The 17,202-nt window shown below is 49.3% G+C and carries 15 protein-coding genes; 5 read left to right on the top strand and 10 right to left on the bottom strand.

Translation table 11 applies throughout. The annotated features are described in order from the left end of the window. Nucleotides 1-400 precede the first annotated feature (400 nt). On the top strand, nucleotides 401-1,126 hold the full coding sequence (locus tag AB3N00_RS25545) for an MBL fold metallo-hydrolase (protein ID WP_413037081.1): 726 nt from the start codon (nucleotides 401-403) through the stop codon (nucleotides 1,124-1,126). After that, nucleotides 1,123-1,695, top strand: a complete 573-nt coding sequence (locus AB3N00_RS25550; RefSeq protein ID WP_413037082.1) for a TetR-like C-terminal domain-containing protein — start codon at nucleotides 1,123-1,125, stop codon at nucleotides 1,693-1,695. Before AB3N00_RS25545 ends, AB3N00_RS25550 begins: the two co-directional genes overlap by 4 nt. A 73-nt stretch (nucleotides 1,696-1,768) precedes the next feature. On the opposite strand, the gene AB3N00_RS25555 is transcribed toward AB3N00_RS25550, so the two are convergent. After that, nucleotides 1,769-2,917 (bottom strand): hypothetical protein, encoded by a 1,149-nt coding sequence (locus tag AB3N00_RS25555; protein WP_413037083.1) that lies wholly within the window; start codon nucleotides 2,915-2,917, stop codon nucleotides 1,769-1,771. A gap of 286 nt (nucleotides 2,918-3,203) precedes the next feature. Between AB3N00_RS25555 and AB3N00_RS25560 the strand changes: the two genes are divergently transcribed. Continuing rightward, nucleotides 3,204-3,689 (top strand): CcdC family protein, encoded by a 486-nt coding sequence (locus AB3N00_RS25560; RefSeq protein WP_413037084.1) that lies wholly within the window; start codon nucleotides 3,204-3,206, stop codon nucleotides 3,687-3,689. 113 nt (nucleotides 3,690-3,802) lie between these two features. Here AB3N00_RS25560 and AB3N00_RS25565 read toward each other — a convergent pair whose 3' ends face one another. From AB3N00_RS25565 to AB3N00_RS25580, 4 genes are all read right to left on the bottom strand, one after another. Beyond that, complete coding sequence (locus AB3N00_RS25565) at nucleotides 3,803-4,816, bottom strand: NADP-dependent oxidoreductase (RefSeq protein WP_413037085.1); 1,014 nt, start codon at nucleotides 4,814-4,816, stop codon at nucleotides 3,803-3,805. 270 nt (nucleotides 4,817-5,086) lie between these two features. After that, a complete protein-coding gene (gene map, locus AB3N00_RS25570; RefSeq protein WP_175395805.1) occupies nucleotides 5,087-5,836 on the bottom strand; it encodes a type I methionyl aminopeptidase in 750 nt (249 codons plus the stop codon). A gap of 476 nt (nucleotides 5,837-6,312) precedes the next feature. Further along, nucleotides 6,313-7,173 (bottom strand): serine/threonine protein kinase, encoded by an 861-nt coding sequence (locus AB3N00_RS25575; protein WP_413037086.1) that lies wholly within the window; start codon nucleotides 7,171-7,173, stop codon nucleotides 6,313-6,315. Nucleotides 7,174-7,317: 144 nt separating this feature from the next. Beyond that, the gene (locus tag AB3N00_RS25580) at nucleotides 7,318-7,971 is read right to left on the bottom strand and encodes a hypothetical protein (RefSeq protein ID WP_413037087.1); all 654 of its coding nucleotides are present in this window, start codon (nucleotides 7,969-7,971) and stop codon (nucleotides 7,318-7,320) included. Nucleotides 7,972-8,468: 497 nt separating this feature from the next. Between AB3N00_RS25580 and AB3N00_RS25585 the strand changes: the two genes are divergently transcribed. Further along, nucleotides 8,469-9,422, top strand: coding sequence for an L-lactate dehydrogenase (locus AB3N00_RS25585; protein WP_413037088.1), 954 nt, complete (start codon nucleotides 8,469-8,471; stop codon nucleotides 9,420-9,422). A 126-nt stretch (nucleotides 9,423-9,548) separates the two neighbouring features. On the opposite strand, the gene AB3N00_RS25590 is transcribed toward AB3N00_RS25585, so the two are convergent. Next, complete coding sequence (locus AB3N00_RS25590; RefSeq protein ID WP_413037089.1) at nucleotides 9,549-12,257, bottom strand: PAS domain S-box protein; 2,709 nt, start codon at nucleotides 12,255-12,257, stop codon at nucleotides 9,549-9,551. A 392-nt stretch (nucleotides 12,258-12,649) separates the two neighbouring features. On the opposite strand from AB3N00_RS25590, the gene AB3N00_RS25595 reads away from it, so the two are divergent. Then, nucleotides 12,650-13,210, top strand: coding sequence for an acyltransferase (locus AB3N00_RS25595; protein WP_413037090.1), 561 nt, complete (start codon nucleotides 12,650-12,652; stop codon nucleotides 13,208-13,210). A 93-nt stretch (nucleotides 13,211-13,303) separates the two neighbouring features. On the opposite strand, the gene AB3N00_RS25600 is transcribed toward AB3N00_RS25595, so the two are convergent. The 4 genes from AB3N00_RS25600 to AB3N00_RS25615 form a co-directional block, all read right to left on the bottom strand. Continuing rightward, complete coding sequence (locus AB3N00_RS25600) at nucleotides 13,304-14,038, bottom strand: ABC transporter permease (protein WP_413037091.1); 735 nt, start codon at nucleotides 14,036-14,038, stop codon at nucleotides 13,304-13,306. A 1-nt stretch (nucleotide 14,039) separates the two neighbouring features. Next, nucleotides 14,040-14,756: an ABC transporter permease gene (locus AB3N00_RS25605; RefSeq protein WP_413037092.1), complete on the bottom strand. Its 717-nt coding sequence runs from the start codon at nucleotides 14,754-14,756 to the stop codon at nucleotides 14,040-14,042. Then, entirely contained in the window at nucleotides 14,753-15,667 is a 915-nt protein-coding gene (locus AB3N00_RS25610; protein ID WP_413037093.1) for an ABC transporter ATP-binding protein, read from the bottom strand. The genes AB3N00_RS25605 and AB3N00_RS25610 overlap by 4 nt, the downstream gene beginning before the upstream one ends. 103 nt (nucleotides 15,668-15,770) lie before the next feature. Beyond that, complete coding sequence (locus AB3N00_RS25615) at nucleotides 15,771-17,192, bottom strand: ATP-binding protein (protein ID WP_413037094.1); 1,422 nt, start codon at nucleotides 17,190-17,192, stop codon at nucleotides 15,771-15,773. Nucleotides 17,193-17,202 lie beyond the last annotated feature (10 nt).

Below are 17,202 nucleotides of genomic sequence, written 5' to 3' on the forward strand. Positions count from 1 at the left end.
AGCAATCACCGATGCGCTTCAACCAAGGTAAGTTCAACTGTTATTATAGGAATAACAGTTATGTTTGTCAACTTCTGCTCTTCAGGGCTTCTGTAGCCTGATTCCCCTGTTACATCAGCATTTGTGGGCTCGAATAAGAACAAGGTCATTTTACGAAACCATTCATGTTTCTATTCAAAATGAACAAAAAAAGTGAGCCAATCGCATGGCGAATGGCTCCAAAAAGATAGACATATGAAAGGGCTTACGTCATCATTATAATCGGTAATCGTCATTTTGAAAACGCTTTTTTTGTAAAGAAGTGCATTCCCTTAAATATTTTTATTTTTCCAAAGATCTTGCAAAAACTAATCCCATTAGTTATATTACTAATACCATTAGTTTTCAGGAGGTTTTTTCGATGAGATTAACCCGTGAGCATGACATTATTCAAATTTCTTTCCTCCCCCGTCTCTTCCCTGTGAACGTATATCTTGTGGAGGAGGAAGAGGGCTTAACCCTTATTGATGCAGGGATGCCGTTTAGTCTAAAAGGGATTTTGGCTACCGCCAAATCCATTGGCAAACCGATCACCCGAATCATTTTGACCCACGCCCACGGCGACCATGTTGGTGCTTTGGATGGCCTCAAGGACACTTTGCCCTCAGCGGAGGTCATCATCTCCAAGCGTGATGCCAAGCTGCTCATGGGAGATGCCACCCTGCTTTCGGGGGAACCACAGACTCCGGTACGCGGCAGTGTGCCCAAAGGAATCCGCACCCGTCCGGACCGGCTGCTGGAAGACGGCGATCGCATCGGCTCCCTGATCGCCATAGCCACTCCAGGCCATACGCCAGGGCACATGGCCTTCATGGATACGCGCAGCCGCGTGCTTATCGCTGGCGACGCGTATCAGCTGCATGGCGGCCTCGCCGTGTCCGGCCGCGTGCGCCCGCTCTTTCCGTTCCCCGCGCTGGCGACGTGGAACCGTGAACTTGCTCTGGCCAGCGCGAAACGCCTGGCCGAGCTGGAACCGTCCGTGCTGGCTGTAGGCCACGGACGGATGCTGCGCCAGCCCGCGGCCGCCATGCGTGCGACGGCGGCTGACGCAGAGCAGCGGCTTCGCCCTGCCGGGGGGCACCTGTGAGCCCGCGGCAGGGGCTGGATCGCGGCGCACTGCTGAGCGCCGCGGCCCAGCTTGCTGACAGCGACGGCTTCCAGGCGCTCACGCTGGCGGCACTCGCCCAGCGGCTGGATGTGCGCTCTCCGTCGCTGTACAACCACATCAGCGGTCTCCCCGGGCTTCGCCAGGAGCTGGCGCTGATGTCTGTCGAGCAGCTCAGCCAGGCACTAGCCTCGGCTGCCGCTGAACACACTGGCGACGAGGCAATTCAGGCCATCGCCTCAGCGTATATCGGCTTTGTCCGCCAGCATCCGGGGCTGTACGAAGCTTCCTTCCACGCTCCGGAACGCGATGAACCGAAGCTCGCAGCTGCCAGCACAGCTACACTTGAGATTCTGTTGCGGGCATTGCAGCCATACCCGCTCTCCGAAGCCGAAGCCCTGCATGCGGTACGCGGTTTAAGAAGTCTGTGCCATGGCTTCGCATCCATTGAAGCGCAAGGCGGGTTCAACATGGACTTTGAACCCCATGAAAGCCTGCGCCTGACCGTTAAAGCCTTCATTCATGGGCTTCAACATCTGCATCATGACTGATCCGCCCACTATCATACGAAAAAAAGGGAATACAGCTCATTGCTGCATTCCCTTTCTACCTCCGACCGTTCCTTCAGAACGGTTTTTCTCTAGGCCAGGCAAGTTCTTCGGCTTGAACCTCCTCCAGAATCTGTTTCATAACAGGCACGTACACCTTCCAGTAAAACATATCCGGTATTCCTTTCTGATTCGGCGTAAGCCAACCCTTAATAACATCCCATCCCTTGATTCTGCGCCAGAACGAGTAATGCTCCAGCTCTCCGAATGAACCTGTCATATAGTAGGCCCGGTAATTCCTGTCATTACGTACGATAGCCGGAAAATCACTCGGGATACCCGCATTAACGAGCTTCTGTCGGCCTTCCTCGGTCAGATCGACTTGGTACCTTGCCAGTACAGAATCGGGTTGATCCGGCACGACGACATCGAACCAGCTGCTGTACCGAATCTCCTGATGAATTCCGCTCCACTTTCTGCCTTTCTCAGTAAAGGACAGCCCAAGCTCACCCGTCCGTACATCCCTCCCGCCACGCAGCACGATAACCCGGCCATCTTCATGAACAAGCAGAATGCCTTGTCCGGAGTAAGGCCACTCCTGTCCCGCAATGTGCTCATAGTCGATGCGTACCTGTTCAGGCACTTCAATCCGACTTTGCAGATTGGACACATATTTCCCCCGCCAGCCACTGCTCTTCAATCCCAGGATGGGGTGGAGCTGCTCCCTAACGTTATTGGATGTCCACAAGGACTGTATATTGTATTCCGCAACAACCGTTACCCCTCTGTCGGCTGCTTCCCGAATTTTATGGGCATCATATATCGTTAGCCCTTCATCCCCCTCGTTTTTAGGCTGTTTGGGGCTAACATCAGGTCCAGGGTTGATTCTAGATGAGGTCAAGTAGATCAGATCCGTTTCGGTTACCTCAGCCTGGAGTGTTTCTGTTACAGGAGAAACACCATTCACCGTGCTATCCTCGTCATTATTTTCGTCATAGAAGTACCGTTCTCCGGTCCTCTGCACAATTTTCTGCTGATTCAGCAGCCATACCAAGCCTTTATATCCCGGATTAGGTGCTTTCGGACTCGTTTTGTCGATAATCATGATGTTCAGCAGCACCGGGGCTTGAGACTGCCACCAGATCCAGGGAACAGCCAGAGCCACCGATATCACTGTCAGACAAGCCAGCAACCATAAGGTTAATGGCCTGTGGATTCTTTTCATGCTGTGTCTTCCTCCCAGGGTGTCTCGCTCTCTTCATGCATTCGTATAGTCCATGGTTTACCTGATTTGCCCTTGCTTGCATAAACGAACCTGCAGTGGACAAAATAGTACAAATTTTCAATAATCAAATGGTGCTAATCACGTTATGATGTGTTCGTGCAAATTATGCACTATGCATTCTATCGGCTTTCTTGGTTTGTGATATAATAGAAACAACAAATTCTGAGATTCGTTTGATCATCCGAATAGCCGGATCATATATTATTCCAGAAAGAGGGATACTTTCGTGGCTCAAATCAGTCCGTATTACCTTCAGATCGGCGCAACCCTGGGTATGCTTGTCATGGCATTGCTTGCCATTTTCATTCGTATGAAGGCCAGTCACCGGCCGGTAACCATTCGAAAAATACTTATTCCGCCGCTGGGCATGAGTACCGGATTTCTGATGTTTGTTGTACCAGAGACCCATGTTCCGCTGCTGTGGGCATTCATTGCTTTGCTGGTTGGTTGGTTCCTCTTCTCCTATCCCCTCATTCGCAGTACCCGGTTTGAAAAGATAAACGAAGAGATTTTTGCGACCCGATCCCGCAGCTTTGCCTTTATTTTGCTCGGTTTGCTGGCAGTACGTCTGATCCTGCATGAGGTCATTCAGCAGTACATCACCATTCCGCAGACAGGCGGATTGTTCTTCCTCCTGGCCTTCGGCATGATTGTTCGCTGGCGGGTATATATGTACAAACACTATAAGGAAGTCGTTGCCGCAGCATCTTGATCGGTGACTGAGTCATTAAAAAAGACACGTTCTCAGCATGTGCTAATGCGAGACGTGTCTTTTGTTATTGATTACATGAACCTGTTTGCATCGCAAGCATGAACAATGTGATTTTACTCAGGATCTGCAACTTTCACCAGCTGTTTACCCAGATTATCCCCCGAGAACAAACCCATAAAGGCTTCCGGAGTTTGTTCGAATCCTTCCACAATGTTCTCCTCATACTGAATGAGGCCTTCCTTCATCCATTTCGCCAATTTAGCGCGTCCTTCCTTGAAGGATTTCGCATAGTCACCAAGCAAGAAACCCTTCATCAGCGCTGTGTTGGTCAGCAGCAATGTCTGTGGTCTCATGCCGATGTCCGGCTTCTCCAGATTATAGGACGAAATCTGCCCGCACAGCGGAATGCGTGCATTCCGATTGATATGTCTGAGCACGGCATCTGAAATATCACCGCCAACGTTGTCGAAATAGACATCTACGCCATCCGGACACACCCGTTCAATGGCTGCAGACATGTCGTTCTCCCGCTTGTAGTTCAGGACAACATCGAATCCGAGCTTTTCTTTTAAATATGCACATTTTTCATCAGAACCTGCAATACCGACCACTCTTGCACCTACGATCTTGCCGATCTGACCGGCAATCATGCCTACAGCTCCCGCTGCGCCGGACACCACTACCGTTTCGCCATCCTTCGGTTTGCCGATATCCTCCATGCCAAAGTAAGCCGTTAACCCCGTTAAGCCGAGCGCACCGAGGTATGCTGTAAGGGGTGCTTCCTCCGTATCAATAAGGGAGAGATCTCCCGTGTTGACTGCCGCATACCGCTGCCAGCCCCACATGCCTGAGACGAAATCACCTTTGCGCAAATTGGGTTCCGAGGAATCTACCACTTGTCCGATGGCCCCGCCTTTGATGACTTCATTCAGCGCATATGGAGGTGCATAAGACTTGGTGTCTTTCATACGGCCCCGCATATAAGGGTCAACCGACAAATATAATGTACGCACCAGAACCTGACCTGCTTCCGGTTCAGGGAGCGGAGTGTGAATGAATTTGAAATTATCCCGGGATGGTGCACCTTCCGGACGGGATGCAAGTACAATCTGTTCATTTTCAGACAACTTAATGACCTCCTTGTTGCCAGTGGCCTGAATATAACCTCTATCATCATATATGTTATACCACCAGCACAATATGTTATCTCTTCAAGCATGAAGCTCGCCCGCGGGTTCGGGCTGTTCTTCAGGAATTCAATATCCCCGAAGCTCCCGTTATCACACAGTGCTAAATGCTGACTCTTAATAGTTTAAACCGAAACAGGCGGATCACAAACGTGGGCCGCCTTGAAAACATCAAATATCATTTTATTGCCACGATCGACGAATGAATCACTACTCCTGTGCAGTCAAAATCACAGGACCATCTGCCGTGATGGCAATGGTGTGTTCGTATTGAGCAGACAGGCTTCCATCCTGTGTACGTGCAGTCCAGCCATCGGCATCCAGCTTGCTCCGGAACGTTCCGATGTTCAGCATCGGCTCAATGGTAATCACCATGCCTTCCTTGAGGCGGGGACCACGATGTGGCGGGCCATAGTGAGGAACTTGCGGCTCTTCATGCATTTTTTCACCAATACCGTGACCGATAAACTCCCGTACGACAGACAAGCCTTCTCCTTCAGCATACGTCTGAATGGCATTGGAAATATCACCGATCCGGTTGCCGACTACGGCAAGCTCAATGCCTTTGTAGAGGGATGTTTTCGTGACATCCAGCAGATGCTGGGCTTCCGGTGTCACTTGACCCACGGCATAAGACCACGCGGAATCGGCCAGCCAGCCATTCAAGTTCACGACCATGTCAATCGTGACGATATCGCCGTCCTTCAGTACATATTTTCCCGGAAAACCGTGACAAATCACGTCATTTACAGACGCGCATGTCGCATATTGGTACCCGTTGTACCCTTTTTGCTCCGGTGTCGCACCATGTTTCTTCATAAAAGCTTCTGCGAACTGATCGATCTCCTGGGTGGTGATCCCTGGACGGATCATTTTCGCGATTTCTTTATGGCACGCAGCGAGAATTTCGCCCGCCTTTTTCATATTCTGGATCTGCTCTTTGGTTTTTAACGTAATCATTACAACTTCTCCTGTCCGTTATAATCTTATCCTGTCTTCTATTGTAGCGCGAAACGCTCAAAATAAAAAATTCGTGTACTCCGTAAACCATCAACATCCTATTATACGCCAACCATATGTGCAATGAATACCACTTTCCATAAAAAACTCGAAACCCTCCCCTCTCAGGCTGCGTATATGCTTAAAACGGAAGACGAAAGGGTGATCATGCAATGTTCAAAAAAATTATTGGCAAACTCCTTGATTCCAAATCTTCATCACACCGGAGGCACTATAGCTCCTCGGACAGACGCTCCTATAAACGTTACAGCAGTTCCTCAGGGAAACGTGGATATAAACGCTATTCATCTTCAGATATGAAATACCGGGATAACCGCCACGGCTCGGGGTATTACAAAAGCAGAAAATACAGCTCCAGCTAATATGGTGCTGCAATGAGTATATATGCAAATAGGGGATGTTCAGCCAGCCGAATCTCACGGCAGCAGAACATCCCCTATTTGTGTACCCTTTTCACTTGAATAGGAATCCAATACGCGCTTCATTTCCGCCTGTAATTCAGGCGCACCCGCTGTGTATCCGGGGCGAAGCCCCAGCAGTCTCTCCAGCATATGGCGCAGTTCAGGCGTAAGCTCCAGCTCCTCCTGCCAACTTGCAGGTGCCTTGCCCTTCTCTGGCTCATATGCCGAGTACAGCATAAACAGAAGAAAATGACCCAGATCCTGCAGATCCTGATCAGGTGAGGCAGGCTCATCTTCGGGCTCGGGCAGTTCACGCATCCGGCGCTTTAGCTCAGGCAACAACGGCTCCCCCATACGCCGCGCCAGGCCAAAGTCAATTAAATGTACCTGCCCCTGACGCAAAATAACGTTCGGAATACGCACATCTCCGTGAATATATCCCTGCTCATGAACATGGACCATGGGTGCCAGCAATTGAATAGCAAGTGCCAAACATTCCTGCTCTGTATACTTAAGGCCCTGCTCAAATATACACTGTTCCAGCGTTTCACCGCAGATATACTCCGTGGCGATGCAGCTTCTTCCCTTATATTGAAATGCATGCAGCAGCTTCGGAATTGCCGGGTGATCCATCCGGTTCATCACGTCCGCTTCCCGTTCCAGCAATCGGGCAGAAAGTCTGCCTTTGCTGGGCTTTGATTCTTTTAATGCGACTTCCTTGCCGTTCTGCTCGTCTACACATAAATAGGTGAGTCCATAGCTTCCCATGCCAAGCAGCTCTTGTATCCTGTAACGTTCCAAAATCAATGAGCCCTCCCGACGGGGACGGTCTGTCCACAGACCAAGTAACCTTTGCCAACTTCGTTGCAGCCCCACATGTCCTCCTACACCGGCATCCCGAACGCCATGCGGCATTCCATATGCCCACAGAGCAGATCAAGCTGCCCGTTTTCTTGTTGTGATATGGAGCTTATTATATCAGGCTGCCTGCGCGAAATCACGACAGACCCCTTCTTCTTTTCACGCTTCCTTGTGCTTCTTGGGCAGCAAACCAAACAGCATCCGCAGCGAAGTTCCTTTTGGTTTGCGCTTTCGGCCCTGGAAACTGCGCAAATTGGTCACCAGTTCACGATCCCGCTCCTCTTCCAGCTTCTCATTCATCCATAGACGCTGCTTCTCGATCTGGTCCTGCAGGGCCGTATGGGTATCAGCAAGTTGCTGCAGTGTTAACTCCAGCTCATCCACTCGCTGCTGCAGCATTTGCACCCGATCCTCTTTTGGCTCAACGGCACCGTAGGTCACTTCATTTACAAGCTGGCCCAGACCCTCATAGGACCTGAGATTGCCGGCTGGCTCTGTTCCTTCAGGGAACATGGCAGGCATCATGGATGCCGCACATTCCTTTTCCGAAGAAATCTCTTTGGCGCTCACGGGTACCCCTGGTGACAAAACGGTCACCACGGCATCCGCAAGCGGCAGGTTATGCTCCCTGAGCTCTGTCATTAACCGTTCAATGCACTCAATATCGTCTGATCTGAACAATCTGGATTTGTTGGCGGATCGCTCGAAGCGATATCCCTGTTCTTCCAGTGCTGCCGCATATTTACGAAGAGTACTGGCTCCTATGCCCAGGCTCTTGGCCGTTTCCGTCGTTGCTCCTGCTTCTTCAATCATTATTATTCCCTCCCGGAATGAAGTCTTTTGGATTCAAAAATAGTGGCTTCAGCGTTCCTTTCTGGAACTGTCATCGGATCGGGTCAACCTGTCTCATGGACCAAATTGCATTTTGATTAGCTTGCCATAGGTATTCGTCAGCTCATGCAGAGATCCCTTTGACGGTTTTGTTCTGTTTGTGCGGATTCATAAGAACTTTTGTCAGGTCTCTTATTCGTAAGAATCTCCCTTGATCCGACAAGCAGGGGGAATGATGTCAGGTCGAATCGTGCTGATGCAAACGCCGTCGTTTCCTTGAAAATACATTATACATGTAAATTTTGTTAACACCATTACTCCAATACGCTCCCGCGATAGAGGATATCATTGCTGTACAGCTTTTTCATGTGTTATCTTATGTAACGTAGATACGGATTTTGGCATAAATTAAAGGACTATACTTAACATATGTTTGAAGTACGAATGAAAAAATAAGTGGATATGGGGGCTGAACGACAGTGTTAGGCAAATCAGGGAAAGTAGCGGTCATCGGGGCGGGTCTTGTAGGCTCAAGTTGTGCGTATTCTATGATTAATCAGTCCATATGCAGGGAAATCATGATGGTCGATCGGACGTATGACCGCGCCGTTGCGCAAGCGCTGGACTTCTCGCATTGCATGGACTTCACACATAATCGTACCAAAGTATACGCTGGCACTTATGCGGATTGCGGAAACATGGATGTCATTGTCCTGACTGCGGGGGCGAATCCCAAACCGGGTCAGACACGTCTGGATATTCTGGAGGAAGCTGAATCGATTGCCAAGGACATTGTTCTCCCCATCATGGAGAGCGGTTTTCGCGGTATCTTTGTCGTCGCTGCCAATCCGGTTGACATAGTAACTTATATGGTATGGAAACTGTCTGGTCTTCCACGCGAACATGTCATTGGTACGGGGACCTCCATTGATTCCTCCCGGCTCAAGACGTTATTATCCGAAGTGTTTTCGATCGATCCGCGCAGCGTGCACGGATATGCGCTCGGGGAGCATGGAGAGTCGCAGTTTGTAGCCTGGTCGCATGTGACCATTGGGGGCAAACCGATCATGCACATCATGGAACAGCATAAAGAACGTTTTAAACATCTGGATCTCGATGATATCGCCCGTAAAACCAAAGATGCCGGATGGGAGATTTTCACCCGCAAAGGTTCCACCCAATTCGGGATTGGGAATGCACTGGCTCACATTACCCGTTCCATCCTTAATGATGAACACAAAATCATTGCCGTCTCGGCCATTCTGGAGGGAGAGTATGGTCAGAGCAATGTCTGTGCCGGTGTTCCGGCGATTATTGGAGGGGATGGCATTCAGGAGATTATTGAATTGAATCTGGATTCGTCCGAGCGTGAGAAATTCGAGCGTTCCTGTGCGATATTATCCGGCAACATCAATCGACTGACCCTGGCATAATCCTTTCCATGACCCTATTATTGATCATTCTAAAAATCAAAAAAACTTGATACACCAAACAGGCCAGCAGCCTCCTGTTCGGAGACTTCGCTGGCCTGTTTGATTGTTGTATTGGATGCTATATCATTAGTTCGGTGCGAGTTGAGGCTGATCTGTCGGCCCCCACTGCTGAAGCACCCGCTTCAATTCACTGAGCATCACCGGTTTGCTGATGAAATCCCGCATTCCAATCTCCAGACAAGCTTCCTTGTCCTCCCGTTTGGCATTACCTGTCACGGCAATAATTGCAGGAATACGATCCTGTGGAATGAGCCGGTGTACAAGATCGGTCGCCTTAATCCCGTCCATAACGGGCATATGAATATCCATCAACACAATATCATAGGCATTCTGCGAGATGGCTTCGATGGCTTCAACCCCATTGGTACAAATATCAGCTTCATATCCAAGCTTTTCAAGATACTCGGTTAAAATCTTCCGGTTCACCGGATGATCCTCGGCTACCAGAATACGCATCGCGACCTTGTCGCTCTGGCGAGTGCGGTCATGAGTGAATTGACGTGCTGTGTCTTCGGCAGCATCATCTACACTTGTGGCAGGCACCGCAAAACGGAAGGTTGATCCTTTTCCGTCCTCACTCTCCACACCGATACTTCCGCCCATAATCTCCACAAGCCGTTTCGAGATAACAAGACCCAGCCCTGTGCCTCCATATTTGCGGTTAATAACCGGATGCAGTTGAGAGAAGGACTGGAACAACTGATCCAGCTTGTCCGCGGGTATGCCGATCCCCGTGTCTTTCACCGCAAAATCCAGTACGCTATCTTCAGGCTTTCTGCCCTTAACGATATCCACATTGACATCAATACTGCCCTGGTCCGTAAACTTCAGGGCGTTACTGACCAGATTAACCAGAATCTGACGGATACGCATCGCATCACCCACCATGAATTCCGGAATGTTTGGATTCAGACGGTACCTGATCTGCAATCGTTTCTCTTCTGCTCGAACCTTGAACAGCTCTGCAACCTGCTCCAGCATCTTGCGGAGAGAAAACGGTTCATAAGCAAGAGCCATCTTACCGGACTCCAGTTTGCTGAAATCCAGAATATCATTCAGAATATTCAGCAGCGCATCTCCGCTCTCTTGAATAATCTGGGCATATTCCCGCTGTTCTTCCGACAGATCGGTTCCAATCAGGAGTTCGGTCATGCCAACAATTCCGTTCATCGGTGTACGAATCTCATGGCTCACCATCGATAAAAATTCCGACTTGGCCTGCGCTGCGAGTTCGGCTGTTTCCTTGGCACGTACAATTTCACGTTCGTCTGTTACATCATTGAAGACAATAACTACACCCTGAATTTGCTCCTGATCAATAATCGGTGTAACCTGATATTTTACCAAGAAGCTGCTGCCATCCTTACGCCAGAACACATCCTCCTTCACGGAGCGACGCTGTCCATCCATCACAGTCATGTGAATTGGACACTCTTCTTTGGGATAATAACTTCCATCAGCACGGGAGTGGTGGATGATGGGATGAGCGTTTTTGCCGAGGAACTCCTCCACTTCGTAACCAAACATGTACGCCGCAGCCGGATTCATAAACATGGTGTTCCCTTCCGCATCCAGTCCATATATGCCTTCTGTAACAGAATTCAGAATCAGCGCATGCTGCTTACTGAGCTCCTGAATACGCTCGATATACTCCTTGCGTTCGGTTATATCGGATAATATGCCGTATACGCCAACCAATTCCTGATCGACAATGATGGGTACATTAATGATAGACGCATCAAACTTCTTCCCCATGGCATTCACAATTCGCGTTTCATAATGCTGCGGTTTACCCTGCTTCACCAGCTCAAAGTAGGTTTCGCCACGTCCCACCTCACAAGAATCCAGATTGGATAGAAAGGACTGTCCGATCAGCTTATTGCGAGGGATGTTCAGCAACTTGACCAAATTGCGGTTCACCGCACTATATTTACCTTCAAGATTCAACGAATAGACCGCAGCCGGATTATGCTCGAACAGGGATTTGTAGCGCTGTCGACTCTCTCTCAAACGTCTGTCCGCATCCTTGTGCTGGGTAATATCCCGACTTATGCTTACGATCTGGACGCCTCTGCCCTTCGCCCCAGCTACAGGCTTCGCCAAAGTCTCCATCCAAACATAGTGGCCTTTCTTGTGCAGCACACGCATTTTGCAGCCTTTGCCAATCTCCGATAGCTCCAACGGATCAGGGTAATCTCCGGGATAACAATAATCCTTGAAAAACTTGCCTGTCACTTCTTCCGGCCGATATCCCAGCAAAGAGTACACTGAAGGAGAAACGTACAACAGCTCACCTTCCAATGAACTTGTCGTTATTAGGTCCTGGGCGTGATCCGCGAGCACCTGATACTTTTCTTGCGTTTCCTGGAGTTTCCGCTCCACTGCCACGATCTCAGTCACATCTTTGGCAATGCCGTAAATTCCTACGACCTCTGCGCCAGCCGTTATGGGCACGTAGGTTATTTCAGCCTGTCGTACCGAACCACTTTTATGATAAAACGAAAGGGTGTTGCTTACTGAGCGTCCAGTAATAACCTCGTTAATATATTCCTGCCTCGAATGCTCACTGTCAGGCGGACAGATCTGATTTGGATTCATACGAATTAAGTCATCCAGTGTATACCCTGATATTCGCTCTACTGATGGATTGGCATCGATATAGTTTCCATGGATGTCCATCACATATATGGCATCCGGGTGATTAAAAAACAATGATTGGTAAGAACTTCCCTCAGAAATAATCCGCTTCAGGGTTTCCGTTTTATTAGTATCCAAGGCTTACCCCTCTTTTCTCAGCCTTTATCTTTTTCTAAACATTGTCTAAAGCCATTTTTAGTATTAAGTGTCTACCCTCGAATAACCATGTAAGGCTGACAAGAAACAACTTTTTTCAGTTTACCAGATTCCAGTTTAACTTTGCTTACAATCTCGTATCAAATTGTAATATTCCCATTTGAAAAAGATGGAATTTTTAATTCTTTAATTTAAGCAGATTGAAATGGATGTCTCAGTATGCAAATCGCCTTAGAAAATCTGGATATTAGTTACAATGTCTCAGATACAATTTGTATCATTTAGGCTATAATCGATACACAAAGGACGTGCCTGTACAGGTATAAGAAACCTATCTCAACAGGACGTTGCTAGATATGGAGAGGATGGAGATCATGCTGCCGAACAGAGTTAAAGTTGCTTACGGGAAGGTTCGGGGAATGGCTTTGTTTGGAAAAATCCAGCCATCGCTTGGATTATTGCCACGTATAAGAGGCAAGGTGTATTTAAATAAATTCGGTGATCTCCATGTGGGGAAACGACTCAATATCATCGGAAAACCCTGGGGGACGCAGCTAACCGTTGTTAAAGGGGCACGGTTAATCATAGGGGATGACGTTATGATTAATGCCGGCGTGGGAATTGCGGCCAACATCGAAATCACCATCGGCAATAACGTCATGATCGGACCACGAACGAGCATATTTGATAGTGCCTACCATCGAATTGACTCCCTTGATGATGGAAGCAACATGGCCAAAAAAATTGTCATTCACGACAATGCCTGGATCGGAACCGGATCATTAATTCTCCCTGGCGTTACCATCGGAAAGAATGCAGTGGTCGCCGCGGGGAGTACTGTTACCAAAGATGTACCTGAAAATACGTTGGTTGCAGGAACGCCAGCGAAGGTTGTTCGAGAACTCACAATTCATGATGGCTGGGTCAGAAGATGAAATACATCCCCCGCGGCCTCACGAATATATACTCGGATAGTGGCTGCGGGGGATCTTAATTCTAACGAGAATCAGATTGGGTTATTGGAATCTTTATATTTCTTTTTTTCTAAAGTAGAGAACGCCAATTAAAATGAAGACCACTGCGCTTCCTCCAACGACAGTAAGGAGTGTACCAAGTGGAACGTTATAGGCTCCGAATCCACCGCCTTCCGTCGGTGTCATCAGGATCATCGGCTGAGCCCAAGGATAAAATGGGCCGAACGTAGCCGAGTTTACAATCAGTATATTGGGGACGGTTAAGGCAAAATTCAAAGCCAGTGGTGCAGCGAAGCTGCTCCATATCAGGGAAACAAACATTTGCAGTGCAGCAAGGGGCAGGCAGGCGAACAAACCAAGCAGCAATTTGCCTCCAATGAATGCCCATGGCACAGGCTCCGTTATGCCCTGAATCCATCCTGCCAGCAGAATGGATCCCAGCAGCAACACTTGAGTTCCCACCAAAAGCAAAAGGACAATGGTTAACTTGCCTGCATAAACACCTGTGCGGGTGAGTGGCAGTACCAACATTTGCTTCCATCCCCCGCCTGCATGTTCAAAGCGACAGACAAACGAGGTGAATACGCCGGTCAGAATGGGCATGAGCAGCATTCCATGCAAAAAGACCATCGTTCCCAAAAGGACTTCCCACTGTCCTGACGGCTCACTGAGCAGCCCAATAAGCAGGGCCAATAATGGACTCAGCAGAATCAGGAGCCATACAGGAGACTTGCCCATTTTCAGCCGTTCAGCAGACAGGATTCGGAAATACGTCGTAGCAAAGTTCATCCTAGGCCACATCCTTCCGGCTGAAATGCATCATTCCAAGGAGCATAATCAGGATTCCCGCAGCTAACCCCATCCCTGCGTACATGAATGGATTCGGTCCATTCCATGCCATCTGTGCCCATGCGAGCGGGAAGCTTGGTGAGATACTAAGGGAGAACATCCCTGTGATGGCAAGCACAATACCAAGGGTAACCGGAAGCGCCTGATTTTTGGCAATCATGGTGAGCCACAGCTCTATCGACAATACGGGGAGTGCTCCAGCCAGTGGAAGCAGCCCCAGCTTGATTGCCTGTCCCCATGGGATTTCTCCCGCGTCGAAGCCGAACACCAGACCCAGAATGACGATTCCGGCTGTTAGGAGCAGACAAGAGATGACAAGCAGCACACACGCCAAAAGGAATTTGGCCAGATATACCGCCGGTCTCGGAATCGGCATGGCCAGAAGCTGCTTCCATGAACCTTGCTCATGTTCAACGTTGGCAATCATGGAGCTCAGGATTGTTGCTCCCAGCATCAATGCAAGCGGCACAAAAACAACCACATTCTCCAAAAGCCCGTTCCACATGTCATCGCCGAATACCCCTTTTAGATAATCCAGGCGCAATCCGAAATTCAGAGCCTGCATTAACGTAAGTCCAATGGGTGCAAGAAAAACAAGAAACCAGATACCTTTGCCACGAATTTTGAGCCAGTCTGACGATAGTGCACGTCCCGTCATACCATTGCCCCCTCACCAATCACCCGCATGAAGAGATCTTCGAGCGACTGACGGTGCTCCTCCACCCGATAGATGGCGTGATCCTGCTCAACCAGTCTGCGCACCAGCAGCGCTATGGCACTGTTGTCCATGTATGGGAAAGTAAGTTCAGACCCCTGCCGCTGACCGAATTGCCCTTGTTCTCTCGCCAGCTTCATGGCTTCCTCCGGCTCGGAGACGGTCAATCGGATGGAACTGCCTGTCTGGCTATGCAGGTTTGCAATTGTATCCTGAAGCACCATTTTGCCTTCGCGAATAATCCCTACCCGGCTGGCCATCTGCTCCACTTCACTGAGCAAGTGACTCGATACCAATACTGTAATGCCATGTTCCAGCGGCATGCGTTTAATTAACTCCCGGATCTCCTGAATCCCCGCTGGATCCAGCCCATTCGTAGGTTCATCCAAAATCAGCAGTTCCGGTTCTCCCAGCAGAGCACTTGCAATCCCCAGCCTCTGCTTCATGCCGAGCGAATATCCTTTCACCGAGCGCTTCGCATCCTTTGTCAGATCAACAATGGACAGTACCTCGGCAATTCTCGATTTGGGCACGTTCAGGATCCGGCGCAATGCCTCCAGATTCTCCACTGCATTCAGATGGCCGTAGTAGGACGGGTACTCCACGAGCGAACCGACACGGCGCAGGATATCCATGCGATCCTTCCGAATGTCTTTGTCGAAGACACGAATGACGCCTTTTGTCGGTTTGATCAAGCCCAGCAGCATGCGGATGGTTGTTGTTTTACCCGCACCGTTAGGCCCCAGGAAACCGTAGATATCCCCTTTCTTAATATGCAGATCCAATTCGCGAACCGCTGCACGATCCCGATATGTTTTCCATAAGTTAGCCGTTTGAATAATGTTATCACTCACTGTTTGATCACCTCGGATATCATCGTAACTGCCCAAGGTTAAATCTAAAGTAATCCGAAGTTTAAGTTTAGTTTAAATCGTGTTTCTGCTTCACCTAATCGAATCAGTAGATAAATATCCGAACGCCCTCCGGCGAGCTGTCCACCTTCTTGCGCAGACCCATCTCGCGAACGAGCAGATCCACAATAGACAGCCCGAGACCTGTACCTTTTGCCCCTATTTCATGCTGCATCCCCGGCCCCTTATCCCGAATCACCAAGGCCGTCCTTTCCTGAATCCGTTCTGTGGTTATGCCGATGTACTTCCCATCCCCTGCATACCGGATCACATTCTGTAACAGGTTATCCAGAATACGACGCATGCCCTGTTCATCCACCCGCCAGATCAGCGGTTCATCCGGCAGGTCAATATCGATGTAGAACTGCTCCTTCTCCCATACGGGGTACCATGCCGCAGCCGTTTCCCTAACGATTCGAAGGACATCCTTCTCCTCCAGTTTTAGGGTATACTTTCCGCTTGCAAGCAGATTGTACGATAACATGTTATCAATAAGTCCACTTAGATCATCCATCTTGGCCTCCATGCGTGACAATGAGCTGATGCCCTTATCGCTGAGCACTTCCTTGTGAAGAGCATGCATATGTCCACGGATGACCGTTAGAGGCGTGCGCAAGTCGTGAGACAGTCCTGCAATGAGACGTTTGCGGAACTGTTCCTCCTCGCGTTCCCTGTGGCGGCTGTCTGTCAGCTGATACACCATCTGGTTGAATGAATCCTCCAGCTGGCCAATCTCGTCCGATCTGCGGATATCGACGGGGAGCGGAATGCCTTCCTTGCCTGGAGTGATCATGGCTGTCTGCAGACGGATAAGCCGTTTGCGAATCCGTGCGAAGAACAGTATCGACATCACAATAAATAGCAGAAAAATGATGGTCATGAGCAACCCGAGATACAAGAGTTCCATCGGCCAGTTGCTTTGAGGCTTTTGGAGTAAATATCGCGGTACTTCAATCACCATAAAGCCTTTTCCCTTGTCCTGATCCCCTCCACCTATAAATGAAACAACAGTCAGCGGATCACGGTAGTTGGCTTCCTTCATGAATTGCAAGGTTTTGGCTACGTCCCATACTGCAGGAATTCGAGTTTCTTCCTTCTTCTGATTATTCAGCGTCCATTTCAATGTAGTCATTGTCGTTCCATTCGCCGGAGATTCTGATACTTCCACGCCTTCCCCCCCGATGATAAACGCGGTCTCCCCTTTTTCGTTTACCCGGTACATTGATGATTTGGGATACTTGGCTTGTAACTGCTTCATGCGTTTATCGATCTGGGCAGGCGCTGCCTCATCCAGCTTCATCGATTCTTTCGACCAAAGATTGCTTATATGGTTAACATCACCGTAAGGAGCGGTATTGCTGCTCTTGCCCATGTTATTCACAATCACCACATATACGATGGAGGTGATGGGAAGTACGACGGGAACAAATAAAACGGCACACAAGATCAGAATCATATAACGGGACATAAGCGATTGG

The organism is Paenibacillus xylanilyticus (genome assembly GCF_047246825.1).
GTDB classification, from domain to species: Bacteria; Bacillota; Bacilli; order Paenibacillales; family Paenibacillaceae; genus Paenibacillus; species Paenibacillus xylanilyticus_B.